The sequence below is a fragment of the Oceaniovalibus sp. ACAM 378 genome, assembly GCF_008085915.1.
GTDB lineage: Bacteria > Pseudomonadota > Alphaproteobacteria > Rhodobacterales > Rhodobacteraceae > Oceaniglobus.
This window is the reverse complement of the sequence record NZ_VSJK01000009.1, coordinates 190996-216377: the sequence shown is the minus strand read 5'-3', so window position 1 is coordinate 216377 and position 25382 is coordinate 190996. Positions and strand designations below refer to the sequence as shown.

Genomic DNA, 25382 nt, shown 5'->3' with positions numbered 1-25382 from the left:
GAAGGCGGATAGAAAAATCTGCATGAGGATGAGGACTCCGTGAACGCAATCCCCAATTCAGAATCCATCTCGCCCTCACAGGCAAGAGCGACCGTTCACGCCTTCAGTTCCAAACGCGATTCCCCTGTCGTCAGCGAGGCACTCGATCGTCGGCACCAAAGAAATAAATGTCACTTACGACTCCTAAAATACACGCCTGGTTGCGTCGTCCCAAGACAATCAGTCGAGTTCAGTATCGCGCTGCGTGATCTGCCTAATTAACACGGCTATATCATTAAGCACTTGCTGATCCGCTCCCGGCTGCGTCCGTAACTCTGCGATGGCGCACGTCGCTGAGGCAATCGTCATCCACTCGGTATCAGGCGCCTCCGGGGCATTCCGACGCTCTCGCAGGAACGCCTTATACTGCTTGGCCTCATCAGCTGTCATGAGCTCGGGCGCGTGGAAGGCGATGAGCCTGCGGCCGAGCTGGCGCAGACGATCATCGGTTAGCTGACCAATGATTTCCTGCCGCCGGGGCCATTCTGCCCGCTGGAATTCGGCAAGCAGATCACGATCAACCTTTGCATAGAAGCCGCCATATATCTGCTTCTCGATCTGTGGCGGCGGCGCATCTGGAGCCTTGAGATAGCGCGCGCTCATGGCCTGCCCGACCCGGGCGCGGAAAGCGGGATTTGCGGAGATCAAGGCTGCCTTATGAAGGTGGTCAGGATCTGGACTGAGAATCGGGAAAAGAGATGGCACCTTGTTTGTGGCAATACCGCGGATGATTTGGGGAGTGCCGTCGACGGCTTGGAACAGCGCTGCGTCATCGGCCTGCATCATGGCCTCCGGATCCCCCGCATCTAGGTCGAAGAAGGCAGCCTGCGTCGGGTTTCCAGCAGCCGTGCCACAGAAGCATCCGACATAAGAGCGGGGAGGGCCACCGCCGAAGCGCAGCACAAGTTCCACTGGGCGAAAGGTTTTCAGCGTCGCCATCACATTCTGCTTGTCACGGTTGTGCAGAATGGCTGACCAGAGTTCCGGATCGCCGTCGGCGATGATGCGGGCGATGTAGATGGTGGCTTCGACATCACCGAGGGCATCATGGGCATTGTGTGTGTTGAAGCCATTGGCTGGGGCCAGACGATCCAGCTTGAAGGTGGTGCGGCCAGTGTCGTCGGTTGGCCATTGCATGAGACCCGGATTGCGGCACCAAACAGCATAGACGGCGGTCAGGACGTCGAGCCGACTATTGCCGTTGAACTGCGTGGCGTAAATGTTCGGCTGCAAGTTTTGGTAGAAGGCTTGGCGCAAAACCTCTTCATCGAACCGGATTGAGTTGAAGCCCACCCATGTCGCGGGCGCCCAACGTTCGATCAGCCCCATGATCGTCTGGGTAAATTCGAACAAGGACGGCAGCGCAGGGTCAACCAGCTGCTCTGGCGTAACACCGGTGACCATCAGCGCCTGCGGGGACGGTATGATGTGCGGCGCGATACGGCAGCGAAGGTTAATGCGCTCAATCTCGGCAAAACTGTCATCTGTCCGGATCGCGGCAAATTGCAGCGGCTGGTCAAAGGCGGGCGATATTCCGGTGGTCTCAAGATCGTAAAAGACAAATCCCATCAGAGGACCCTTTCGAACAAACAGGTGGCCCCTGCTCCGTTACCGGCTGCGCGCGTTGCTGCGCATGGCCCCATCAGCACCGCCATAGGTGACAGCGTAAACAAGCACTTCGGTAGATGCAAAGCTATCACCGGTACCAGCCGGTTACTGGCTTTGAGTGACAGTGAGTCGCCTTCTTTGCACGCGGCTGCCTGTCGCTGCCTGCTTATGCGAGCTGGTGCGGTTTTTCTGGTGCGGTGTTGATGTGGCGTTGATGTAGCGTGCAAACGCAAAAACCCGACTGGTTAAGTCGGGTTTTAAGCGTTTGATTTAGCGTAGTAATTTGGTTGCGGGAGTAGGATTTGAACCTACGACCTTCAGGTTATGAGCCTGATGTGCTAATTTGGACGAAAGCAAATCTAAGCCCAAACCCGAGACGTAGATAGCAACGTAGATCAGATAGCTTTTACCACTTTTATGGCACTGACAAATAGCCACTCCCCCACTTGACTATACTCCCGCCGGAGGCATCCGATATTTCAGCGTTCGGTAAGGTCCAGATGAATTCCCGCCCTTGAGCGTACCGTCAGATGCGCCACTGGAACGGGAATTCTGTCCCGCGCTGCAGAAACCGACCAGCGTGCCAGCAGTGTTGCCAGTAAAAGCGGTCCTTCGACCATCGCGAACCCGGCACCGGGGCAGACCCGCGCGCCGCTTGAAAACGGCAGATAGGCCTCGCGCAGGCACTGACGCCCATTTTCCGTGGCAAATCGTTCGGGGTCGAACCCGTCGGGATTGTCCCACAACCGCGTATGACGATGCAGGTGCCAAGGGCTGATCACCACCTGCGCCCCCTTGGGCGCGGCCCGGTCGCGCAGGGTTTCTTCCTTCAGGGTTTCACGCACCATCATCGGCACCGGGGGAAAGAGACGCAGCGCCTCGCGAAACACGTCGCGGGTGTATCTGAGCGCCGACAGACGGGAAAATTGTGGATCGGCCATGAAATTCTGCGCCTCTTCCGCCACCCGGGCCTGTGCCTCGGGGTTAGTGGCCAGCAGGTACAGCGCCCAGGCCAGCGCCGAAGCGCTGGTTTCATGGCCAGCAAGGAAAAAGATCGCCACCTGATCTACCATTTCCCCGGTCGAGAACCGTTCTCCGGTTTCAGGATCTGCCGTCGTCATGATCTTGGTCGCCAAATCGTCCGGGGCCGTTCCTGCGGTGATTTCGGCCTGCCGAGCGGCCGTAAGATCGGTGATCAGAGCCCGGATATCGCGCGCTGTGACGCGGGTGGCGCGACGGTGAAACCGCGGCACCCAAGCGGGAACCGGAACAAAAGCCGCCAGATTCAAGATTGGTTGCGTCCGCTGATAAGTGCGGAATTTTTCAAACACCTCGGCCGCCACCTGATGTTCGATCGGGATCGAAAACAACGTGCGAAAGATCACATCGGCGGCGGTGTGACTGGTTTCGGGTTCGATATCCTGCACACCGGGGCGCAACCGTTCTGCCGCCGCCTGCCCTGCAGCGAGCATCGCCGGGAACGTGCCGCGCAGCCGCCCGCCCTCGAACGCCGGGTCGATGATCCGGCGCTGCCGCTTCCACGCCTCGCCATTCGTCAGAAACACCGAATTGCCAAGCAGCGGGCGCAACCCCTCGCCCACCCGGTCAGATTTCGGGAAATCCATCGGGCGCGTTTTCAGGACTTCGTTCAACAACTTCGGATCGTTCACCAAAAAGCTGCGAAAGAACGGTGTGCGAAATTCGGCCATCCAGGCGCGGTAAAGCCGTGCGGGTTGGGCCGACAGGATATCCTGCCGGAACAGCCGCAGATATCGCCACAACGATACCTTATCGGGGCGGGCCTCGGGTTTGGGCGGGGTCATGCGGCCATTGAGGTGTGACAGGAGGCAGCGATATCGATGCGCGAATTGCTTTGCTTGCGGCCTGCATACCGCTGGCCAAGTGTCATCGGTCCTGCCGTAATCTGGAAATAATCATAGTCACGCGGCCGGTCGAAGGCGCAGAGATATTGGAAATGCAGTCGGAAAAAGCGCCAGCGCAGCGCCTTCCAAGTCTCATCGCTCAGGCTTTGGGTGAAGGCCGCGGAAAACACCAGTGGCCATTTCTTGTCCGGTGGCGCAACGCCGGTGACCGCCACCGGATCGCATAGAGCAAAGGCACAGCCGTCGCCGGGCGCGGTCACGTCAATCCAGGTCAATTCGTCCCGCCGTGACAAAAAGTGCAGATCGCCGCGCAACCGGTCGGCCCCGGGCAGAAAGCTGACCATCGGAATGACCTGTCCAAGGCTGAGAAACGACAATGCCGGACCGTTCGCGGGCGCCATTCCGGCGCGGATCAGATCGGCCAGGATCGACACCGCCAGATGCGCCCCCGACGAATGGCCCACGACCAGAACCTCGTCTGTGTCGCTGTTCAAAGCGGCGGCGATGGTGGCGGTGAACTGCGCCATCCGCTGCTCAAGCTCGGGCGGATTGGCGCCGTTCGACCGCGCCGAAAAAGCATAGTCCTGCATCAGATAATAGGCGTAGAATTTGCCATCCTTGCGCTTGAACCAACCGAGCAGCCACACCCCTGCGACCAGCCCCGCAGCCCAGCCGATCAGGCCCAGCCCAAGTGTCACCCAAGGCCACGGATCACCGAAAAGCGCGATCACCCCGGCCTTCAGCCCGCCGGTCACCGCGCCTTTGACTGCAAGCACCGCCAGCACCGCAAACAGCAACTGAACAAGCAACATGCCCACCGGGTAAAGTGCCGCGATCACCGGCCCCTTGCGCAGCCACATCAGCCGCCGCAGCGCGCCCGTGGACACATACACCCACGCGGTACGCAGCAATTGGCCATAGGTGGCGATGATTCCCGTCTGCATCGAGTCGCGCACGATGTCAGACCAGACCAGAACCTCGACTTCGGCGCGGGATTGATGGCCGCCAATCACCGCATCCACCTGCCAACCATAGCGCTCACCATTGCGCGGCGTCAGCGCGATGTCATAGCCCGAGATTTCAGCCTGTGCAGCGCCTTCCTTGCGGTACAATTCGCGATAGCGGCGAGGGTGAATCGGATCATAGCCGGGGATATAGAATACCCGCCGCCGTTTCACCTGTCTGTCCAATCCTGTCATTTGGTCGCCACCGGATTTTGCCCCACGCGTACCTTAGCAGCGGTTCAGGGCGAAATTAAGCCCCGCACGCGGCGCAGGACCTCGGGGGCCTTGTGGAATCGACCTGTACAGCGCGGGACGATCGACTAGGTTGGCAGCATGATGAAACCTGATGCTGAACTTGATGCGCTGGGGTTGCTTTGCCCGCTTCCGGTCCTGAAGGCGCGCAAGCGTCTGTCCGCGCTCGCTGCGGGACAAGTGTTGCGCATGCAGGCCGACGATCCGGCGGCGGTGATTGATGTGCCACATTTCTGCGCGCAGGGCGGTCATTCGCTGATCGAAACTTACAGTGAAGGCAGCACCCTGATCTTTCTGATCCGCAAAGGCGGCATCATCTGACGGGTAAAAAACAGCAGGGGGCCGAATGGTGGAATATCCCACCTTGTACTGGAAATTGGTTTGGCAAATAAAGATAGTCAAGCAGACAATTTAGTTTAAGAATGCGACCCCCCGCTGTTGAATGTTTTACCACACTTGCCGAACCTTTGCACTTAGAACCTTGACGTAGGGTTAAATTAACTGTTTCTTCACGCAATTTTGCATGTCAAATGACATATCGAATCACGTCGGAGTTGCGCTCCTGTTGCGGCGTTCAACCAATGCGAAAGGCCGCGCATTGTTGCGCGGCCTTTCGATTCGTTCCATCACCTGAGTCAGCGTCCGAGAGACCACCAGCCGCGCCGTTTGGGCTTGGCTGATTCGTCCTCCTGCGCATCTTCTGGCTCGGGTTCCGCCCCGGCCATTACAGGTTCGGGCAATTCCAACGGCTCTGCAGGCGGTTGTACGTCCCGCTTGGGCGCGTCGACAGCTTCGGGCACCACCGTTTCGGCAACAGGCGCGGCCTCTGGCGTTTCGGCCACTTCCGACGTCTGAGCAGGCTCGGCAGCCAGTTCCGCTTCGGCAGCTTTCTGTGCTGCAGTCTTGCGGGTCCGTGGTTTGGCCGGCGCGCGTTTGCGTGGCGCCTTGGCCGGCTTTTCCGCATCGTCAGCCTTGGCTTCGGATGCTGCGGGCTCGACCTGTTCCGTCACCTGCGGCGCGGGTACAGCCTCCGGCGCAGCAGCGACCGGGGAATCTGCCCTGACTTCGGTTGGGGCATCTACCACGGCTTCGGCCTGCGCCGATGCCACGGTTTCAGCAGGTTCAGCAACTTTTTCCCGGTCAGCGTCGCCGTTGCCATTGTCAGAGTCGCCGTTGCCGTTCTCGGCGTTGTCAGAGTTACCGTTGTCGGAATCGCCGTTGCGATCTGCTCCGTCACCGTTCCCCGATCCGCCATTCTTCCGGCGACGACGACGGCGGCGGCGCTTTTTCGGCTGACCTTCATCGTCTCCCGACGATGTCGCGTCCGGTGTTTCGGGCGCCGCGACTTTGACCTCAACCTGTGCTTCGGCTTCAACTTCGGCTTCGGCTTCGATCTCGGCCGCTTCCTCGTAGTCGTCTTCGACATCATCCGCCATATGCGACGCATCGACCGAAACCACAGGCATCACCTGCTCCACGACCCGTGTTGCCGTTTTGAACTTTTCGATGCTGAAATCGGGCGAAATCAGCGTGGGATCGACTTCGATCCGCACGGACATGCCATAGCGCGTCTCGATATTCGCAACATGCTCGCGCTTTTGGTTCATCAGGAAGTTGCATATGCCCACCGGCACCTTCAGCAGCACTTCCTTGCTGCGCTTGCGCACGCCCTCTTCCTCAAGCTGGCGCAGGATATTCAGGGCCAGATTGTCATCGCTGCGCACCAGTCCGGTGCCGTGACAGGCAAGGCAGGGCTGTGTCGTCGCCTCGATCATACCGGGGCGCAGACGCTGACGGGACATTTCCATCAGGCCAAAGCCGGAAATCCGACCGACCTGAATACGCGCCCGATCGGTCTTGAGCCGATCCTTGAACCGCTTTTCAACCGCCGAGTTGTTCTTGCGCTCTTCCATGTCGATGAAATCGATCACGATAAGACCGGCAAGGTCACGCAGACGCAGCTGGCGGGCCACTTCTTCGGCGGCTTCCAGGTTGGTGTTCAGCGCCGTCTGTTCGATGCTGCCTTCCTTGGTCGCGCGGCCCGAGTTGACGTCGATGGCCACCAGCGCCTCGGTCACGCCGATCACGATGTAACCGCCGGATTTCAACTGAACCGTGGGATTGAACATGCCCGACAGATAGGATTCGACCTGATGACGGGCGAACAACGGCATCTGGTCCTGATAGAGCTTCACGTTCTTGGCGTGGGACGGCATGATCATTCTCATGAAGTCCTTGGCCGTGCGATAGCCCTCGGCGCCTTCCACGAACACTTCGTCGATGTCGCGATTATACAGGTCGCGGATCGAGCGTTTGATCAGATCGCCTTCCTCATAGATCTTGGCAGGGGCGATGGATTGCAGGGTCAGCGCACGGATCTGTTCCCACATCCGCTGAAGGTATTCATAGTCGCGTTTGATTTCCGTCTTGGTGCGCTGGCTGCCCGCGGTGCGGATGATCAGCCCGGCACCCTTTGGCACCTCGATCTCGGAGGCGATTTCTTTCAGCTTCTTGCGGTCGGCGACATTGGTGATCTTGCGCGAAATGCCACCGCCACGGGCCGTGTTCGGCATCAGGACGCAATACCGCCCGGCCAACGAAAGATAGGTGGTCAGTGCCGCGCCCTTGTTGCCGCGTTCTTCTTTCACGACCTGCACCAGAAGGATCTGGCGGACCTTGATCACTTCCTGAATTTTGTATTTGCGCGGCCGCGGTTTTCTGACGTGCTTGATCTCTTCCGACACGTCTTCTTCTGCGATCGATTCAATTCCGTCATCACGCTCTGATGCCCGGAACCGGTCATCGCCGGATTCGCTGTCATCATCATCGTCATTGTCGTCATCGTCGTCGTCATGGTCGTCTTCGTCATCCGAGGGCGAATCCACCGGGGACTCGGAAACCCGCTCCATCGGTGAGGTCGCTTCATCGGACTGCGAATCGTTGTCGCCGTGGTTGTCGTCATCCAGATCGACAACATCCATGCCGTTGATCGGGCGCAGTTCGGTTTCGGCCAGATCGCCGGTTGCTACGCCGTCATCACTGACGGTCGTCTCGGCCCTTGGCTTGGATCGCGACCGGCTGCGACCGCGTTTCTTCGGCTTTTCGTCTTCCTCTTCCTGCGCGCGGGCGTAGGCGGCCTCTTCTTCCATGAGGGCGATTCTGTCGGCGACGGGAATCTGGTAATAGTCCGGGTGGATTTCCGAAAAGGCGAGGAAACCGTGACGGTTGCCGCCATAATCGACGAACGCCGCCTGAAGCGACGGTTCGACCCGCGTTACCTTGGCAAGGTAGATGTTTCCGGCAAGTTGCCGACGGCTTTCAGATTCGAAATCGAACTCTTCAACCTTGTTTCCATCCACCACAACGACCCGGGTTTCTTCCGAGTGTGTGGCATCGATAAGCATCTTCTTTGGCATGTTTTTCTATCTCTCACCGCGCAAGGGCCCGAACCCGGGGGCGCCGACGATTGCGGATGTTGTCTGGCAAGGGCGATTCGCCGTGGATCGGAAAGGGGTGATCCGGGCCTTGCGACCCTACTCCCCTGCCCCGTAATCCTGTCGCGCGTCATCGCGTTTCTTCTCCGACGCCCATGGGCGCCCATTCTTCACCCGGCCTTTTCAGGCACGCGGGCAATCGGTTGGCCTTACGGCCGATCAGCTTGTTCCGACAACCCGAACGAACGGGCCCGTCGACATAGCGTTGCCGACACTTTCGAAACAGTGAATTTCGGTCAGACAGCACGCCCGTCACGGCGCATGTCCATTCGCCACACTAATGGCCGATTGGCGTAAATTACAACGAGAATGTTGCTTCAAACCTGCGGCTGACAAAAATTTTATGTCAGATCAGGCGAAATTCGGCAGATCCAGAGCGCAACCTGAGGTTGCGCCCATTTGTGTGACCTAGAGATAGTCGGACCGAGTCAGGTTATACTTCGCCATCTTCTCATTCAAAGTACGGCGCGGCAGGCACAGTTCTTCCATCACGTTGACGATGCTGCCCTTGTGGCGGCGCATCGTGTTGTCGATCAGCATCCGCTCGAATGCCTCGACATATTCCTTCAACGGTTTACCCTCGGTCGTCATCCCCGGCTCGCTTTCCTCGGAATCGGCCATCAGCAGGGATGAAATCGTTCCCGTGCCCCGTCGGTTCTGCAACACCGCGCGTTCGGCCACATTGACCAACTGGCGGATGTTGCCGGGCCAGGGCGCCTGAAGCAGCTGCGCCGCCTCCTGTGCCGAGACTTCGGGGGCGTCACAGCCATATTCATCGGCGAACTGCTCTGAAAAGCGGGTGAACAGCGTCAGGATATCCTCACCCCGGGCGCGCAGCGGCGGCACGGTGATCTTCATTGCTGCCAGACGATAGAACAAATCAGGACGCAGCACGTCTTCGCAGGTCTTGCCCTGTTCCTGAAGGTTGGAAATCGCCACGATCCGGGTTTCTGCCGGGCTGCCAGCATCGTTGATCCAGGTCAGAAGCCGCGCCTGCAGGGCCATTGGCAGCGCATCGATATCCTCAAGCACAAGGGTCCCGCCGCGCGCCTCTTCCAGCAGAGGCACCTGATCGCCGCCGCCAAACAGACGCAATGCCATCGCATCGGCATCGTGCGAGGTACAGGATGCAATGACGAACCGCCGGCCCGGCTTTGCACCCACCGCATGCAGGGCATGGGCAACCAGGGTCTTGCCGGTGCCGGTTTCCCCATCGATCAGCACATGACCGTCGGCCTGCCCCAGATCCAGAATATCTTCGCGCAGACGCTCCATCACCGGCGAGGTGCCGATCAGCTTTTTCATGATGCCGGTGCCGTCGGACAGTTCGCGGCGCAGCGCACGGTTGTCCAGCGTCAGCCGCCGCTTGCCCGTCGCCTTTTTCGCCAGTTCGGTCATCCGGTCAGGATTAAACGGTTTTTCCAGAAAATCGAAGGCACCAACACGCATCGCCTCGACCGCCATGGGCACATCGCCATGACCGGTGATCATGATGACCGGCAGGCCGGAGTCGACGCTCATCAGGCGTTTCAGAAAGGTCATGCCGTCCATTCCCGGCATCTTGATGTCGCTGACCACGACGCCCGGATATTCCGGCGTCAGGGCCTTCAGCGCTTCTTCTGCGCTGGCATAGGTTTCGGTATCGAACCCCGACAGCGCCAGCCACTGGCTGATCGACTGGCGCATGTCCTTTTCGTCATCCACGATGGCGATTTTCATTGCCTGGGCCATTGCCGTGCTCCTATTCCGCTGCCTTGATGTCTGCCCGCAGGATCGGAAGCTGCATTTCAAACACAGCCCCTCCTGCGCGACCGTTGCGCGCTGTCAGCCGCCCGCCCAGATCGGCCACGATCCCTGACGAAATAGCCAATCCAAGCCCCACGCCATCGCCCGGGGCCTTGGTGGTGTAAAAGGGTTCGAACAGATGGTCCATATTGGCAATTCCCGTTCCATTGTCGCGCACCGTCAGGGCGGCGGTGTCGCCCGCCGCCAGCAGTATCTCGATTTTCGGTCGGTCCTCATCTTTGGTCGCGTCCACAGCGTTGCGCAGAAGGTTGATGATCACCTGTTCCACACGCAGGCGGTCGGCCTGCACCATAACAGGTTCGCGCGGCAATGATCGGGAAATCTCGATGTCGCGGCGCTTTAACTGCGGCTCCATCATCGCCAGTGCAGTGCTGACCGAGGCGCGCAGATCCATCGGCTCAAACGCCTCAGCCCCCCGTCTGGCATAGCTTTTCAGCTGTCGCGTGATCGCGCCCATCCGGTCGATCAGGTCGTCAATTCGGGCAAAGCTGCTCAACGCCTCATCCGGGCGTTTGCGTTTCAACAACAGGCGCGCACCGGCCAGATAGGTTTTCATCGCCGCCAACGGCTGGTTCAATTCGTGGCTGACCGAGGCCGACATTTCACCCAGCACGGCAAGTTTGCTGGTCTGGGCGACAGTCTGTTCGGCCACCTCGAGGTTCTTTTCAGCCCTCTCACGCTCGGCGACTTCCCGCTGCAAAGCGATGTTCAACTGGCGCAACTCTGCCGACTCCTGCTGGAACAGCAAAACACGACTCAGCGCCTTGCGGCTGACCAGATAGAAACCGGCAGCCAGCAACAGGGCGAAGGCCATGATCTCCAGTGCCAGAACCCCGTTCACCTGTTCGCGCACCGAGGCATAGGTGGTGAAAGATGCCATGCGCCATCCCTGAAACGGAATCCGCGACTCCTGACGCATCACCGCTTCGCCCAACAGATAGGCGTCGGCGGGCAATGCGGCCCAATCGGCGGTCGCCTGCAACGCCCGCTCGATCGCCGTGGGGGCCGAACGGACCGACAGCGCCTCGGCCTCGGTCCGCCCACGCCAGCGGCTTTCGGTCGCAAGAATGATCGTACCCTCAGAGTCGGTTACGAAAACGGCGTCTGAAAATCCCGCCCAGCTGCTTTCGAATTTGGCCAGATCCACACCGACAACCATCACGCCCGTGGTATCGGCCCCAACCGAGATATTCCGCGAATACGAGAAGGTGAATCCGCCCGCTTCGGTCCGCACGGTTGAAAACACCGTATCGTTCGAGCGCAGGGCATCGACATAGAACGCTTCGTTCTGATGTTGTGATCCAAGCACGTTGCGGTCTGTCGCGGCCACCACCATTCCGTCACGGTCCAGAAGCATCAGCGACGCGGCGCCGATTTCATCGCGATAGGAAATCAACCTTTGGGTCGATTGCGAGAAATCACCGGAATTCAACGCCCCGATCAGCGCGGGATCGCGGCTCAGCAACAGCGGTACGATACTGGCACGCTGCAATTCGCTGCGCAGGTTACCGATATACAGCGCCATGCGCACTTCGGCCCGGTTGCGGGTGCTGTCGGTGAACCGCTGGGTCAGGAACTGATTGGTGAACCAGACGACGCTGATGGCAAAAATCACCAGAATCGCAAACGACAGCCGAATCGGCCAGCGCCGGGTCGGCCTGTCATACTGTTCAGTGGCGGCGGGATCTGCTGCGGTCATGGCGCAGGATACGACGGGGCGCGTGCCGTCTCAAGGCTCAGGCAGCGGCCATTGCCCCGGTCAATGCGCGGAACATCGCCGCCCCGTCGGTGCCACCAAGTGCCGGGTCAATGGCACGTTCGGGGTGCGGCATCATCCCCAGCACCCGGCGGTTGTCCGACAGAACGCCCGCGATGTTATCAACCGACCCATTGGGATCGTCGACATAGCGGAACGCTACCCGGTCTTCGTCGCGCAACCGCGCCACAAGCTGCGCATCGGCAGTATAGCTGCCGTCGTGATGGGCGATGGGAATGTTCAGAACCTGCCCCGCCTCATAGCCCGCCGTGAAATCCGACGCCGCAGTTTCCACCGTCAACCCGACCGGGCGGCACACGAACCGCAATCCGGCGTTACGCATCAACGCGCCCGGCAGCAGCCCGGTTTCGGTCAGAACCTGAAACCCGTTGCAGATACCCAGAACGTAACCGCCCCTTTCGGCATGGGCGACCACGGCGCGGCAGATCGGCGACCGCGCAGCAATCGCGCCGCACCGCAAATAATCCCCGAACGAAAAACCTCCGGGAATGGCCACCATGTCGATACCGTCTGGCAATCCAGTATCCTTGTGCCAGACCATGGTCACATCGGCCCCGCCTTGACGCAGGGCAACGGCAAGATCCCGGTCGCAGTTCGAACCGGGAAAAACGATGACGGCAGCCTTCATGGATAAAACCTTCAGTTCAGGAAATCAGTGACAACGGAGACACCCGGCGGCGTCGGACCGTTGAAAGCCGCCAGTTCGCGGCTGACATCCGACAGCGCGATTTCACGCGCAATCAGCGGCGACATATCAACCCGGCCACCGGTGATCAGCGACAGCAGGCTCGGATACCGCCACGACGGCATGCCACGCGTGCCGAACAGCGCAAGGTTGCCCATGTAGACGGCGTTCATGTTGACCTCCATCCGTGCCGTATGGCCGATGGGCATGCCCACCTGCACATGTCGGCCAAGCGGGCGGAGACATTCGATCGACGCATTGGTGGTTTCGGCAATCCCCAGCGCCTCGATGCTGACATGAGCGCCGCCGCCGGTAATTTCGCGAATACGCGCCGCCACGTCGCCGTCCCGCGCGTTCAGCGCCGCCTCGGCGCCCAGACCCGTCGCATGGGTCAGCTTTTCATCTACCACATCGACGACAATCACCCGCGCGCCCAGAACCCGGCCCAAGATCAGCGCCGACAGCCCGATACCGCCCGTGCCGTGAATCGCCAGCCATTCGCCGGCCTGCAAGGCCGCGCGTCCGGTCAGGGCATGCCATGCGGTGGTCACCCGGCACCCCAGCCCCGCCGCCACCGTGGGCGACAAAGTGTCAGGCAGCCGCGACAGGTTGTGATCGAACGGCACGGCGACATATTCGGCAAAGGCTCCGGGTTCGACAAACCCCGGCAGTCGCTGGTTCGGACAGGTGTTCTGTGCGCCCGATTGACATGAGGGACAGGTCCCGCAAGCCAGGATAAACGGCGCCACCAGCCGGTCCCCCACGCGCCATGCCGAAAGCGCGCCCGCCTCGACCACTTCGCCGCAATATTCGTGGCCGCCGATCTGTCCGGGCTTCACCCGCGGATGTTCGCCACTCCAGCCGTGCCAGTCGGACCGGCAGACTCCGCAGGCCAAAACCCGCAGCACCACACCATCCTTAGGGCACTGTGGCGTCGCGACATCCTCAATCGACAGATCGCGCCCGTATTCGCGCAGGACGGCGGCGCGCATCATCCGAACTCGACCCGGTAACTTTCGATCACCGTATTGGCGAGCAGTTTTTCGCACATCTGCGCAACTGTCGCCTCATCGGTGCCCTCGGCCAGATCCAACTCGATGATCTTGCCCTGCCGGACACCGTTCACACCCAGGAAACCCAAAGTGCCCAAAGCATGGCGTACCGCCTCACCCTGAGGGTCGAGCACACCGTCCTTCAACATCACATGCACCCGTGCCTTCATGGCGATACCCCTGTTTCTTCTTTGCAAAAATACTCGAAATCCGACTTCGAACTCAGTTGATCAGGGTCGGTTTGGGCGCGTGGGTCACATTGGTCGGCAGAACGCCCAGCCGCCGTGCCACTTCAGTATAGGCATCGGCAAGGTTGCCCAGATCGCGGCGGAACACATCCTTGTCCAGCTTCTGACCGGTCTGCATATCCCACAAACGGCAGGAATCCGGCGAAATTTCGTCGGCGACAATCAGACGATGGTAATCGTTTTCCCAAACGCGGCCGATCTCGATCTTGAAATCCACCAGTTTGATTCCGACGGCCATCATCACCCCGGACAGGAAATCGTTCACCCGCAGGGCGAGGGCGATCATGTCGTCCAGATCCTGCTGGCTGGCCCAACCAAAGGCGATCACATGTTCTTCGCTGACCAGTGGGTCACCCAGCGCGTCATCCTTGTAACAGAATTCGACGATCGGGCGGGGCAGCGGCGTGCCTTCGGCCATTCCCAGCCGCGTCGAGAGCGACCCGGCGGCGAAATTGCGCACAATCACTTCAAGCGGGATGATTTCCACACTTCGGATCAGCTGTTCACGCATATTGATGCGTTTGATAAAGTGGTTCGGGATGCCGACCTGGGTCAGGCCGGTCATGAAATATTCGCTCAGGCGATTGTTCAGGACGCCCTTGCCTTCGATCGTGGCCCGCTTCTCGGCGTTGAAGGCGGTGGCGTCGTCCTTGAAGTACTGTACCAGGGTGCCCGGCTCGGGACCTTCGTACATTATCTTGGCCTTACCTTCGTAGATCTTCTTGCGGCGTGCCATGGCGGCTCCAAACACTCGGGGGCGCAGACCCGGATGGGAACGCGCAATCACCGCTGCTATAGGCCAATCCAAACCGCCGGGCAACAGGCTGCACTTGCCGATTCAACCCGGCAACGTCATATCGGAAGAACCCAATGCGCAAACGACAAAGGATTACCCATGGCCACCTTCGATGACCGCAAGGACGCATTTGAAAACAAATACGCCCACGACGCTGATATGCAATTCAAGGCCGAGGCGCGCCGCAACAGGTTGCTGGGGCTCTGGGTCGCCGGACTGCTCGGCAAATCGGGCGATGACGCCGCTGCCTATGCGAAAGAAGTGGTCGCGTCGGATTTCGAAGAAGCCGGCGACGAAGACGTATATCGCAAGGTCTCAGGCGATCTGGGCACCAAAGCGGATGAAAAGACAATCCGTATCAAAATGGTCGAGCTGATGGTCGAGGCCAAGGCTCAGGTCATGTCCGAAGTCAAAGAGTGACCGGCGCGGGTGCCCGGTCTACGGGCGCCCATACCGTTCCTGGCCCGGTTTGCTGAACGGGCAGTCGAGTTTACCCGGGGTCCGCATGGGCTCCGGCGCATAATGTTCATGAAGCATCCTCATTTGCGCGTGGCCGTGATCCGTGGCACGACAGCCCGGATCGATGCTGGTCGCACGTTTGCGTGTCTCCTTGCCCCTGCCCGAAAGCGCCCCATGACCGAATCCTTCCAGACCGATCCAGAAATTGTTTCCAAAACCGATCCTCTTTCCCGGCTTCTGTCAGAACGGCCCTATCTTCTGGCCGACGGAGCGACGGGCACCAATCTGTTCAACATGGGGCTTGAGTCGGGCGAACCGCCCGAGTTCTGGAACATCGACGAGATCGAAAAAATCCGCATTCTGTATCGCGGACCGGTCGAGGCTGGCAGCGATCTGATCCTGACCAACACCTTTGGCGGCAACGCCAGCCGTCTGAAGCTGCACAATGCCCAAAGCCGGGTGCGCGAACTGAACCGGGCGGGCGCCGAAATCGCCCGCGAGGTGGTCGATGCAAGCGGGCGCAAGGTTATCGTCGCCGGATCGGTGGGGCCGACGGGGGATATCATGATCCCCATGGGCACGCTGACCCACGCCAGCGCGGTCGAGATGTTCCATGAACAGGCCGAGGGCTTGAAAGAAGGCGGCGCGGACGTGCTCTGGGTCGAAACGATCAGCGCCTCCGAAGAATTCCGCGCCTTCGCCGAGGCCGCGGATCTGGCTGGCATGCCCTGGTGCGGCACGATGAGCTTTGACACCGCCGGGCGCACGATGATGGGCCTGACCAGTTCGGGAATGGCCGAAATGGTCGAGTCGCTGAAAAGCAGCAAACCCATCGCCTTTGGCGCCAACTGCGGCGTCGGCGCCTCGGATCTGTTGCGCACGGTCCTCGGGTTTGCAGCGTCGGGCACCGAACGCCCGCTGATCGCCAAGGGCAACGCGGGCATCCCGAAATTCCACGACGGCAGCATCCACTATGACGGTACGCCCGCACTGATGGCGGAATATGCCGTGCTGGCCCGCAATTGTGGCGCGACGATCATCGGCGGCTGCTGTGGCACGACCCCCGAACACCTGCGCCACATGCGCGAGGCGCTTGATTCCCGCCCCGTGGGCGACCGTCCGACGCTGGATGAGATCACTTCGGCGCTGGGTGGTTTTTCGTCGCCCGGCGACGGAACGGGTGATGAAACCGGACCGACGCGCGAACGCCGCGGCCGCCGGCGGACCTGAGACATGCCATGTTAACCTGGATCGAAAACGGGCACATGTGGTGCGGCGTTCCGGGGCAACACGCCCGTCAGTCTGGGATCGGGCACGACGTCCAATTCCTGACGCCGGGCGACAAAGCCGCTGCGGACATAGAAACCAAGCGCGCCGGGGTGATCCATCGTGCAGGTGTGCAGGTGCAACCGGGATACCCCCTCGGCAAAACCCAGCGTGATTGCCCGGTTCATCATCCAGCGCCCCAGCCCGGCCCCCACCGCTTCGGGAATCAGTCCGAAAAAGGCCAGTTCACATTCACCGGCAACGCGGAAATCCAGTTCAACAAGTCCGATATCAGCACCGCCCCGTTGTGCCAGATAGATGTGCACCCGGGGATCTTCGATGATGCCCCGCAGGTCTTCGCGCGCCAAGTGAAGGCGGGAATGCCACATCCACGGCTCGCCGATCCGGCGAAACAGCGCGAGATATCGCTCGGCATCGGGCAACGCCCGCTCCAGCGTCACGCCCTCCTGCGCGCAACCCGAATCCGACCGTGGCACGGCCGGAGCGTCCATCGTCAGATGGGTCACGATAGATGCGACACAGCCGGGCGGAACATCCTTTGCGAAACGGGTCATTGCGGGCACCTTGTTAACCGGGGAAACACCGCCCGGTTTTGCAAGCGCTCAGAACAGAGTCAACTGATCGCCCGGGCGCGGCGGAACATGAAACAAGTCGCAGCGCAGCTTGGGCAACGCCTCGGACAGTCCCAGACGCCCGCAGGCCAGTTCGAACCGCTGGGCGATCAGATCGGCATAGACGCCGCTGCCCTGCATCCTGTGGTGCCATTCGGCACTGTATTCCTTGCCGCCGTGCATTTCGCGCAGGCGCGACATGACCTTGGACGCGCGGTCAGGGTAATGTTCGCGCAGCCAGCGCGAGAACAGCGGCGACACCTCGAACGGCAGGCGCAGCATGATCCAACTGGCCGCAACCGCCCCGGCATCCCGGGCCGATTTCAGGATCGCCTCGATTTCCGGATCGGTCAGGCCGGGAATGACCGGCGACACCATCACCCGCACCGGGCAGCCGGCCTTTGCCAGCGCCTCAATCGCCTTCAACCGGCGCAGGGGCGAGGGAACGCGGGGTTCAAGCCGTCGTGCCAGTGTCGCGTCCAGCGTGGTCAGAGAGATCCCCACCCGCGCCAGACCTGCCTGCCCCATTTCGCCCAGAATATCGGCGTCCCGTTCGATCAGCGTTCCCTTGGTGGCGACAGTCACCGGATGGCGGAATTCCGACAGCACCTCGAGACAGCCGCGCATGATGCCGCGCGCCTTTTCGATCGGTTGATAGGGGTCGGTGTTGGTGCCGATGGCAATGGGTGCGACCTTGTACTTCTTGGCCGAAAGCTCTTTCGCCAGTTGCCGGGGTGCGGCGGGCCGGGCGATCAGCCGGGTTTCGAAATCCAGCCCCGGCGACAGGCCAAGATAGGCATGGCTGGGTCGCGCAAAGCAGTAAATGCAACCGTGTTCACAGCCGCGGTAAGGATTGATCGACCGGTCGAACGAGATATCGGGCGAGGTGTTGCGCGTGATCACCCGGCGCGGCACTTCGATGCTGACTTCGGTGCGCAACGGCGGCAAATCTTCCTCGCGGTCCCAGCCATCCGGTTCGGTGACGCGGGTATAGGGATCAAAGCGCACATCGGGATTCGACAGCGCCCCGCGTCCGCGTCGCCGTTGTGCCGGGATTGTCTGATCGGTTTCCGAATCCATCCCGCCAGAATAGAACGAATGAAGAACATGCGCCAGAGGCCTCAGACGGGCCGGCAATGTTACGCAAACACGCCCGCGTCGGAACCGCCCTAGCCCTTGTCGCAATCCGCACAGGATCGCACGACTTTACTCATTAGATTGATAGATATTACGCCCCCGGAGGTGCCCCATGGCCGAAGAAGATGACATCATCCTTGCCGATCTGAGCGACGAAGATCTTGTGCTTCAGATGTACGACGATCTTTATGACGGCCTGAAAGAGGAAATCGAAGAAGGGGTGAACATCCTTCTGGGACGTGGCTGGCAACCCTATGACGTGCTGACACGCGCCCTCGTGTCGGGCATGACCATCGTCGGCAACGATTTCCGCGACGGCATCCTGTTTGTCCCCGAGGTTCTGCTGGCCGCCGGAGCGATGAAGGGCGGCATGTTCATCCTGAAACCCCTGTTGATCGCCACCGGGGCGCCGCGCATGGGCAAGATGGTCATCGGCACGGTCAAAGGCGACATCCACGACATCGGCAAGAACCTTGTCGCCATGATGATGGAGGGTGCAGGGTTCGAAGTTCTGGATCTCGGCATTAACAACTCGGTCGAGAAATACATGGCAGCGTTGGAATCCGAGCAGCCCGACATCCTTGGCATGTCCGCCCTGCTGACCACCACGATGCCCTATATGAAGGTCGTGATCGACACATTGATCGCCAAAGGCATCCGCGACGAATACATCGTCCTTGTCGGGGGCGCACCATTGAACGAGGAATTCGGCAAGGCGATTGGCGCAGACGCCTATTGCCGCGATGCCGCCGTTGCGGTGGAAACCGCCAAGTCCTTTGTGGCGCGCAAACACAACCAGATGGCGGCGGGCGGGGTCTCGTGAGCGCAAACCCGATCTGATCCGCCCGATCTGATCCGACGGGCGCTGTGTGGTGTGGTCCATGGGCGCCCGTCCTTCAGGCGGTGGTCGGGCGTTTCCTCAATGGTTTCGCTTGACCGCATCAACGCCCTGCTTGATCCCGCTGCGCCTGCCTTCACCCTGCCCCGTATGCTTTGCCAATGTCGTTGTTGTCATCTCTGCCGATCCTGCTCAATATCGCAAAGATTGATCCCGGACCTGTCACAGCAAGGACGCCCGCCATGACCCTGACCCTACATCTCGCCAAAGGCACTGTTGCCCTTGCGCCCCACATCCTGCTCGAGGAGTTGGGCGTGCCGTTCGATCTGGTCTGGATCGATTTTCGCGAGAACGAACAACACAGTGCGGATTATGCCGCGATCAACCCCAAGGGCCGGGTGCCGGTGTTGACCACGCCCCACGGACGGCTGACGGAAACCGCAGCGATCCTGAATTTTCTGGCAGCGTCGCACCCCGAAGCCGGTTTCTGGCCCGAGGATCCCTGGCTGCGCGCCCGAAGCGATGAAATGGCAGTATACCTCGCCTCGACCGTGCATGTGAACCACGCGCATAAAGGGCGCGGCAGTCGCTGGTCCGACGATGCGGCGGCACTCGAGTCGATGCGCGCCAAGGTCACCGAAAACTTGACCGCAAACTGTGCGCTGATCGAAGCGGGACTCTCGTCGGGGCTCTGGGTGCTGGGGGATCGGTTTTCCATTGCCGACATCTATCTGTTCGCCGTGTCCCGTTGGTTGCAGGGCGATGGAGTGAAGATCGCCGATTTCCCGCGCCTTGCGGCCCATTTTGACGCGATGCAGGCCCGCCCTGCCGTGCAACGTGCCTTGGCCCTGCACAGCTGATACGGTGCTGCCGGCGCAATGGATGCCCCGGCGCCACATCTTCGCCACAGGCTGTGGCTGATTGTGGCAGAGGTGCGGCCCGCCGCCCGTATTGGCCGCAATTTACCACAGCCTTACCCGCAGTCTGCCCAGTTTTGGTCACACCCCGATGTCAAACCCTATGCAACACCGCAAACACAGCACCGGGAACCATCGCCATGACCTTCTCTGCATTTGCCCGCCGTATCAGCGTTATCTTTGCGATCTTCGGTTTCGCCTATGTCGCCAACGCGGTGCTAAACGCCCATCCTGACCTTCTGGTTCAGGGCTTTATGGCGCTGCTGCCAATGGTTCTGGTCGGCGTGCTGCTGGCGCGGATGGCAATGCAGAACGCCCGCAAGAAATCCTGAGCCCCTTCCATCGCCCGGACGCCCTGCACATATTGGCAGGGTAAGGAGATCGGATATGCCGCTTGAACGTCTTGCTTTGATACTTGTCTGCGTTGTTGTCGCGGCCGGGCTGACCATCTGGTCTGCCGCGCTGTTCATCGCCGCCGTACAACTGCCTGTGCCCGGTTTCCTCGTGCTGATACCCGCGTTGCTGGTCGGCTGGATCGTCTTTCGTGTGATCGCTGACCGTCTGTCCAACGCCGAGGATGACCATTATGATAAAATCGAAAAGTGACATGCTGGTCGTGACGACCGAAGCCATTCCGGGCCGCGAGATCGAAAGCGCGATCGGGCTGGTGCGCGGATCGACCGTGCGCGCCAAACATGTCGGCAGCGATATCGTTGCCTCGCTGCGCAGTCTGGTGGGCGGTGAGGTCAAGGAATACGCCCAGCTTTTGGCCGCGGCCCGGGAACAGGCCTATGACCGGATGGTCGCCGAGGCGCTGAGCCTTGGCGCCGATGCCGTTGTTGGCGTGCGCATGGAAACCTCAACCATCATGCAGTCCGCATCCGAAGTGGTGTTCTATGGCACCGCCGTTCGGCTGAAGCGCCCATAGATTGACCACAGGCGCCGACCGATCGGTGGCTAACGGGAATGATCCGTGACTGTGCGGAATTGCCCGTCTGCGGCGGTTGGAACATCGCCTCAATCGGGATAATATGGGTCAACCGCCCCACGCGAAGGTCAGCCTTGTGACAGATCCCGACAACGATCCCCCAACCGATCAGACCTCGACCGATCAGCGCCTGACTGATGAGACCCTGACCCACGACGGGCTCAGCCAAAAGAACACCCGTGCGGGCGGTGCCGGTCGGGTGCTGCTGATCGCTTGTGGCGCACTGGCGCGGGAGATTCTGGCGCTGAAGGCTGCGAACGGTTGGGACCATCTTGATCTGACCTGCCTGCCGGCGATCCTGCACAACCATCCCGAAAAGATCACCGATGCGGTGCGCGCTTCTGTGGCGCGTCACCGGGAATCCTATGACCGGATCTTCGTCGTCTATGCCGATTGCGGCACCGGCGGACAGCTTCAGGCTGCCTGCCACGAAATGGGGGTCGAGATGGTGCCCGGCCCCCATTGCTATGCGTTCTTTGAAGGGGTCGATGGGTTCATCGCGCGGGCCGAAGATGAGATCACCGCGTTCTATCTGACCGACTTTCTGGTGCGCCAGTTCGACGCCTTTGTGTGGGAGCCGCTGGGGCTGGATCGTCACCCCGTCCTGCTGGACATGTATTTCGGAAATTACACCAAACTGGTCTATCAGGCGCAAACCGACGATCCTGCCCTGACGGAAAAGGCGCGGGAATGTGCGGCGCGGTTGAATCTGGAATTTGAACGGCGTCTGACTGGCTATGGTGATCTGACCGATGCATTGGCCCGCGCCTGAACAGTTGACCCGCCGCCAAAGCAGCGGGCCGATCCTGTCATCGAACGATCAGCGCGCCGGCAGCGGCATCCAATCTGCAATCGCCACATCGGCATGGGCAAACTGCGGCATCTTCACACCCAGATCGTCCATGTTCTTGATATCCTGAGCGTTCAGGAAATCCTGCGTGATCAGCGTCGGCGGCACCACCACCTGCGCGCCCGGCTCTTCACCCGCCAGCATCAGCGCCAGCGTGCGCACCGAAACCTCGCCCACCACAGCGGGGTTGGTCGCCACGGTGGCAACCCAGGCCGACCCCGGCTCGCGCATCGCGCTGATGTCGGCGGTGGAAATATCGGCGGAATAGATGTCGATGTCTTCGGTCAGCCCCGCCTCGTCCACGGCGATTTTCACCCCCTTGGCGAATTCGTCAAAGGGTGCAAAGATGACGTTGATCGTTGGATTTGCCTGCAACACCGAGCGCGCCTGATTGGCGACGGAATTGGCGATCGGGTTGTCCAGCGTGCCGAACATCGCTGCCTCGGTGATGCCGGGGTTCGCGGCTTTCACCTCCTCCCAAGCCACATGGCGCCGGTCCAACGGAGCGATCCCTGCCACATAGACGTAACCGGCAGTGAAATCGGTGCCATTATCCGTCAGCGCCTGTTCCAGCGCCAGCTTGCCCAACAGATAATCCGACTGTTCAATCTGCGGAATCGCGGGGTTTTCAACGTTCACATCAAACGCCACAACCTTGATTCCCGCGTCCACGGCGCGCTGTGCGGCCGCTTGCATGGCTTCGGTCAGACCATGCTGGATGATGATCCCGTCGACCCCAAGCGCGATGGCCTGATCGACCATATCAGCCTGCAGTGCCGCGTCCTGCCGGCTGTCGAGAACACGCAGGTTCACCCCCAGCGCCGCCGCTTGAGATTCGACCCCCGACAGATAGGACTGGAAAAAATCGCCGGTCGACAGATACCGCACCAGTGCGATTGTCACATCGCCTGCATTGTCAAAGGGCGCGGGCATGTCAGCCGCCATCGCCGGTGATCCGGCCAGCAGCGCAACGGCGCCTGCCGCCTTCAGGAAATCACGTTTTTTCAGCATCTTATCCTCCCGGGTTGATGTGATTATCGGCCCGTGCCGCGACTGCGCGACGACAGGTAAAAGGTAAAGACAAGGGCGGCGACCAGCACGACGCCCTTGACGAAATCCTGAGTATAATATGGCGCGTTCATCATCGTCAGCCCTTGCAAAAGAATGCCGACAAACAGCGCGCCGATGGCGGTGCCGAACGCATTGGGGCGCGCCGCACCCAGCACCGCAAAACCGATCAGAGCCGCGGCAACACTGTCAAGCAACAGGTTGTTACCGCTGGCAATATCGCCGCGCCCCAGCCGTGCCGCCAGCAAAATGCCCCCGACGGATGCCAGAACACCCGAGATCATATAGGCGACGATTTTATATCGCGCGACATTCGTGCCGACCAGCGCCGCCGCCCGTTCATTGCTGCCGATGGCATACATCAATCGCCCGTGCCGGGTGAGGGCAAGAAAGACCCACACGGCCACCGCGACGATAAGGAAGATGATCACCGGCACCGGGATCAGCCGCTCAAGAAAGAAATCGAACCGGTTCCGCCCCAGCCACAGAAAAGCCGGCGAAAACGTACCTTCGGCCACGACACCGTCTCCAAGGCTCATGCCCGTGGCGATGGAATTTCCCTGGGTCGGAATCCGCTGCAACCCGATCAGAAGAAACATCATGCCAAGCGTCGCCAAAAGGTCGGGCACCTTGAATTTGACGATCAGCAGACCGTTCACCAGCCCCACCAATGCCCCCATGGCAAGGCAGGCCAGCACGGCCACCACGGCGGGCAATTCAAGGATCACCATGCAATAGGCCGACAGCATCAAAGCGGAAGTGGCGACCGATCCGATCGACAGATCGAACCCGCCGACCACAAGCGTACAGGTGACCCCCAGCGCCAGAATACCGGTAATCGCCACCGACTGGAACACGAACACAGCTGAACGCGGCCCGGCGAACCCATTGGCGGCAAAGGAAAAGAACACCACCAACCCGAGCAGCAGCGCGAGGAAACCATAGCGGATGGCAAGCTCGATGACCCGGTTGTCACTGCTCCCGTTCATGCCGCCGCCTCGTCCGCGATCTTGCCCGTCACATCGGCGACAAGTGCCGCCGGATAAAAGGCACCCGCCCGATGTTCACCCGCCACCTGACCCTCGTAAAGCACCACGATGCGGTCGGCGATCTCCAGCGCTTCGTCGATTTCCGACACGAAAACGATGGTGGCGCGACCACCCGCCGTGGCGCGAATGTGCCGCCCGATGTCCCGGCGCGCGCCAATGTCCACGCCCTGAAACGGTTCATCCAGCAACAGAACGCGCGAAGGCTGCAACAGCCAGCGGGCGATCATGACCTTTTGCTGATTGCCCCCCGACAGCGTCGTGATCGCGTCGCCCGGCCCCTGACAGACGATCCCCAGATCACCGATCATCCGGTTCGCCGCTTTGGCCTGTCGTGCTGATCCAAGCAAAGACAGGCGCGAAAAGGATTTCAGGAACGGCAGCGTCATGTTGTCCGAAATATCGAAATCGGGCACCACGGCGTTGCGTCCGCGGTCCTTGGGCGACAGGAATACGCCCCGCGCCACCGCTTCGCCCGCATCACGCGGCGCATACCCTGCACCGTCCAGCGTCATATTGCCCGTGGTCAGAGAGCGCAGGCCAAAGACGATTTCGGCCAAGGCACTTTTCCCGCTGCCCAGCAGACCGGTGATCGCCAGAACCTCGCCCGCATGGGCCGTCAGATCCACCGGCGCAGCGCCCGGTAACAACCGCACACCGTTCAGCCGCAGGATCGGCGCCGAGGCGATGGCGGGCGTGTTGTCCACATCACTCATCGCGTGGCCCAACATGGCCGTGACTGCCGCTTCATAATCCAGAACCTCGCCCTCAAACACACCGGCGACCTGCCCGTCGCGCATCGAGACGATCCGGTCAGCGATCCGGCGGATGTCGGACATGCGATGCGAAATATACAGAACCGCCACCCCCTGTCCGCGCAGCCGGTCGATCAGCGCGAAAAGCCGCTCTGCCTCGGTCGCGGAAAGCGATGACGTGGGTTCATCAAGGATCAGCAGGCGGGGGGCGCGGGCCATGGCGCGGGCGATCGCAATCATCTGCCGGTCGGCCACGCCCATTTCCGACACCGGTCGGGTCACATCGACGTCCAGCTGCATCGACGCGGCCACCTGACGTGCGGCCCGGCGCAAGGCCCGGTCGTTGACAAAGAACCCGGCCCCCGGCGCGGTCAGCCGGTCGAGCATCAGGTTGGACGCCACATCAAGATCGGGAATCACGCCGTCGTCGATGGATTGATGCACCGTCACGATGCCCTGCGCGATTGCATCCGCTGCATCCACCGGCGCGAAATCCGCGCCGCCCAGTGTCACCGCACCGCCATCCGCATGATGTACGCCGCATAACACCTTGACCAAAGTTGACTTTCCGGCACCGTTCGCCCCCATCAGGACAGTAACCTGTCCCGCAGGAAGATCCAGATCGACGCCCTTCAGCACCCGGTTTTTCCCGAATGACTTTTCCAATCCGCTGACGCGGCAGACGCAGCTGTCGTCTCTGTCCATAGACCCTCCCGTCGCCGGGTTTGCCCGGTTGACACCTCGGACAGTATCGCCGTTTGCCCAATTGTCAACTTCATTGA

24 protein-coding genes and 1 tRNA gene are annotated in these 25382 nt (G+C 60.7%); 9 read left to right on the top strand and 16 right to left on the bottom strand.

Annotated elements, in window-relative coordinates; translation table 11 throughout:
- Window positions 1-219: 219 nt before the first annotated feature.
- From FQ320_RS14255 to FQ320_RS14240, 4 genes are all read right to left on the bottom strand, one after another.
- Window positions 220-1608 carry an exodeoxyribonuclease I gene (locus tag FQ320_RS14255; protein WP_148473348.1) on the bottom strand — a complete coding sequence of 463 codons (1389 nt, stop codon included), beginning with the start codon at window positions 1606-1608 and terminating at the stop codon, window positions 220-222.
- 323 nt (window positions 1609-1931) lie between these two features.
- Window positions 1932-2092, bottom strand: a tRNA-Met gene (locus tag FQ320_RS14250).
- Window positions 2093-2126: 34 nt separating this feature from the next.
- Entirely contained in the window at window positions 2127-3470 is a 1344-nt protein-coding gene (locus FQ320_RS14245) for a cytochrome P450 (RefSeq protein WP_148473346.1), read from the bottom strand.
- Complete coding sequence (locus tag FQ320_RS14240; protein ID WP_148473344.1) at window positions 3467-4729, bottom strand: hypothetical protein; 1263 nt, start codon at window positions 4727-4729, stop codon at window positions 3467-3469. Before FQ320_RS14240 ends, FQ320_RS14245 begins: the two co-directional genes overlap by 4 nt.
- A 141-nt stretch (window positions 4730-4870) precedes the next feature.
- On the opposite strand from FQ320_RS14240, the gene FQ320_RS14235 reads away from it, so the two are divergent.
- On the top strand, window positions 4871-5107 hold the full coding sequence (locus FQ320_RS14235; RefSeq protein WP_148473388.1) for a sulfurtransferase TusA family protein: 237 nt from the start codon (window positions 4871-4873) through the stop codon (window positions 5105-5107).
- Window positions 5108-5421: 314 nt separating this feature from the next.
- Here FQ320_RS14235 and FQ320_RS14230 read toward each other — a convergent pair whose 3' ends face one another.
- The 7 genes from FQ320_RS14230 to purC all read right to left on the bottom strand — a co-directional run bounded on the left by FQ320_RS14230 (window position 5422) and on the right by purC (window position 14584).
- On the bottom strand, window positions 5422-8202 hold the full coding sequence (locus FQ320_RS14230; protein WP_148473342.1) for a ribonuclease E/G: 2781 nt from the start codon (window positions 8200-8202) through the stop codon (window positions 5422-5424).
- 486 nt (window positions 8203-8688) lie between these two features.
- Window positions 8689-10011, bottom strand: coding sequence for a sigma-54 dependent transcriptional regulator (locus tag FQ320_RS14225; protein ID WP_148473340.1), 1323 nt, complete (start codon window positions 10009-10011; stop codon window positions 8689-8691).
- 10 nt (window positions 10012-10021) lie between these two features.
- A complete protein-coding gene (locus tag FQ320_RS14220; protein WP_148473338.1) occupies window positions 10022-11785 on the bottom strand; it encodes an ATP-binding protein in 1764 nt (587 codons plus the stop codon).
- Window positions 11786-11822: 37 nt separating this feature from the next.
- A complete protein-coding gene (gene purQ / locus FQ320_RS14215) occupies window positions 11823-12491 on the bottom strand; it encodes a phosphoribosylformylglycinamidine synthase subunit PurQ (protein ID WP_148473336.1) in 669 nt (222 codons plus the stop codon).
- An 11-nt stretch (window positions 12492-12502) separates the two neighbouring features.
- Window positions 12503-13540: a zinc-dependent alcohol dehydrogenase family protein gene (locus tag FQ320_RS14210; RefSeq protein ID WP_148473387.1), complete on the bottom strand. Its 1038-nt coding sequence runs from the start codon at window positions 13538-13540 to the stop codon at window positions 12503-12505.
- Window positions 13540-13770 (bottom strand): phosphoribosylformylglycinamidine synthase subunit PurS, encoded by a 231-nt coding sequence (gene purS, locus FQ320_RS14205; protein WP_148473334.1) that lies wholly within the window; start codon window positions 13768-13770, stop codon window positions 13540-13542. The genes FQ320_RS14210 and purS overlap by 1 nt, the downstream gene beginning before the upstream one ends.
- A gap of 52 nt (window positions 13771-13822) precedes the next feature.
- Entirely contained in the window at window positions 13823-14584 is a 762-nt protein-coding gene (gene purC, locus FQ320_RS14200) for a phosphoribosylaminoimidazolesuccinocarboxamide synthase (RefSeq protein WP_148473333.1), read from the bottom strand.
- 159 nt (window positions 14585-14743) lie between these two features.
- On the opposite strand from purC, the gene FQ320_RS14195 reads away from it, so the two are divergent.
- Both FQ320_RS14195 and bmt read left to right on the top strand, forming a co-directional pair.
- Window positions 14744-15064, top strand: coding sequence for a DUF1476 domain-containing protein (locus FQ320_RS14195; protein WP_148473331.1), 321 nt, complete (start codon window positions 14744-14746; stop codon window positions 15062-15064).
- Between the two features lie 213 nt (window positions 15065-15277).
- Window positions 15278-16333 carry a betaine--homocysteine S-methyltransferase gene (gene bmt / locus FQ320_RS14190; RefSeq protein ID WP_148473329.1) on the top strand — a complete coding sequence of 352 codons (1056 nt, stop codon included), beginning with the start codon at window positions 15278-15280 and terminating at the stop codon, window positions 16331-16333.
- 11 nt (window positions 16334-16344) lie between these two features.
- Here the strand turns inward: bmt and FQ320_RS14185 are convergent, their stop codons facing one another.
- Complete coding sequence (locus tag FQ320_RS14185) at window positions 16345-16944, bottom strand: GNAT family N-acetyltransferase (RefSeq protein WP_148473327.1); 600 nt, start codon at window positions 16942-16944, stop codon at window positions 16345-16347.
- A gap of 48 nt (window positions 16945-16992) precedes the next feature.
- Entirely contained in the window at window positions 16993-18081 is a 1089-nt protein-coding gene (locus tag FQ320_RS14180) for a PA0069 family radical SAM protein (protein ID WP_148473325.1), read from the bottom strand.
- A 169-nt stretch (window positions 18082-18250) separates the two neighbouring features.
- On the opposite strand from FQ320_RS14180, the gene FQ320_RS14175 reads away from it, so the two are divergent.
- The 6 genes from FQ320_RS14175 to FQ320_RS14150 all read left to right on the top strand — a co-directional run bounded on the left by FQ320_RS14175 (window position 18251) and on the right by FQ320_RS14150 (window position 21653).
- On the top strand, window positions 18251-18961 hold the full coding sequence (locus FQ320_RS14175; RefSeq protein ID WP_148473323.1) for a B12-binding domain-containing protein: 711 nt from the start codon (window positions 18251-18253) through the stop codon (window positions 18959-18961).
- A gap of 257 nt (window positions 18962-19218) precedes the next feature.
- Window positions 19219-19836 carry a glutathione S-transferase family protein gene (locus FQ320_RS14170; RefSeq protein ID WP_148473321.1) on the top strand — a complete coding sequence of 206 codons (618 nt, stop codon included), beginning with the start codon at window positions 19219-19221 and terminating at the stop codon, window positions 19834-19836.
- A 197-nt stretch (window positions 19837-20033) separates the two neighbouring features.
- A complete protein-coding gene (locus tag FQ320_RS14165) occupies window positions 20034-20225 on the top strand; it encodes a hypothetical protein (RefSeq protein WP_148473319.1) in 192 nt (63 codons plus the stop codon).
- A 55-nt stretch (window positions 20226-20280) separates the two neighbouring features.
- Window positions 20281-20499 (top strand): hypothetical protein, encoded by a 219-nt coding sequence (locus FQ320_RS14160; RefSeq protein WP_148473317.1) that lies wholly within the window; start codon window positions 20281-20283, stop codon window positions 20497-20499.
- Entirely contained in the window at window positions 20480-20821 is a 342-nt protein-coding gene (locus FQ320_RS14155) for a YbjQ family protein (RefSeq protein ID WP_370513063.1), read from the top strand. Before FQ320_RS14160 ends, FQ320_RS14155 begins: the two co-directional genes overlap by 20 nt.
- Before the next feature lie 136 nt (window positions 20822-20957).
- Window positions 20958-21653, top strand: coding sequence for a DUF1638 domain-containing protein (locus FQ320_RS14150; RefSeq protein ID WP_370513062.1), 696 nt, complete (start codon window positions 20958-20960; stop codon window positions 21651-21653).
- A gap of 48 nt (window positions 21654-21701) precedes the next feature.
- Here the strand turns inward: FQ320_RS14150 and FQ320_RS14145 are convergent, their stop codons facing one another.
- Genes FQ320_RS14145 through FQ320_RS14135 form a run of 3 tightly spaced genes read right to left on the bottom strand, consistent with a single transcriptional unit; the run spans window position 21702 to window position 25305 of the window.
- Window positions 21702-22742: a substrate-binding domain-containing protein gene (locus FQ320_RS14145; protein ID WP_148473313.1), complete on the bottom strand. Its 1041-nt coding sequence runs from the start codon at window positions 22740-22742 to the stop codon at window positions 21702-21704.
- 23 nt (window positions 22743-22765) lie between these two features.
- The gene (locus tag FQ320_RS14140) at window positions 22766-23788 is read right to left on the bottom strand and encodes an ABC transporter permease (RefSeq protein WP_148473311.1); all 1023 of its coding nucleotides are present in this window, start codon (window positions 23786-23788) and stop codon (window positions 22766-22768) included.
- Complete coding sequence (locus tag FQ320_RS14135; protein ID WP_148473309.1) at window positions 23785-25305, bottom strand: sugar ABC transporter ATP-binding protein; 1521 nt, start codon at window positions 25303-25305, stop codon at window positions 23785-23787. Before FQ320_RS14135 ends, FQ320_RS14140 begins: the two co-directional genes overlap by 4 nt.
- Window positions 25306-25382: the final 77 nt, after the last annotated feature.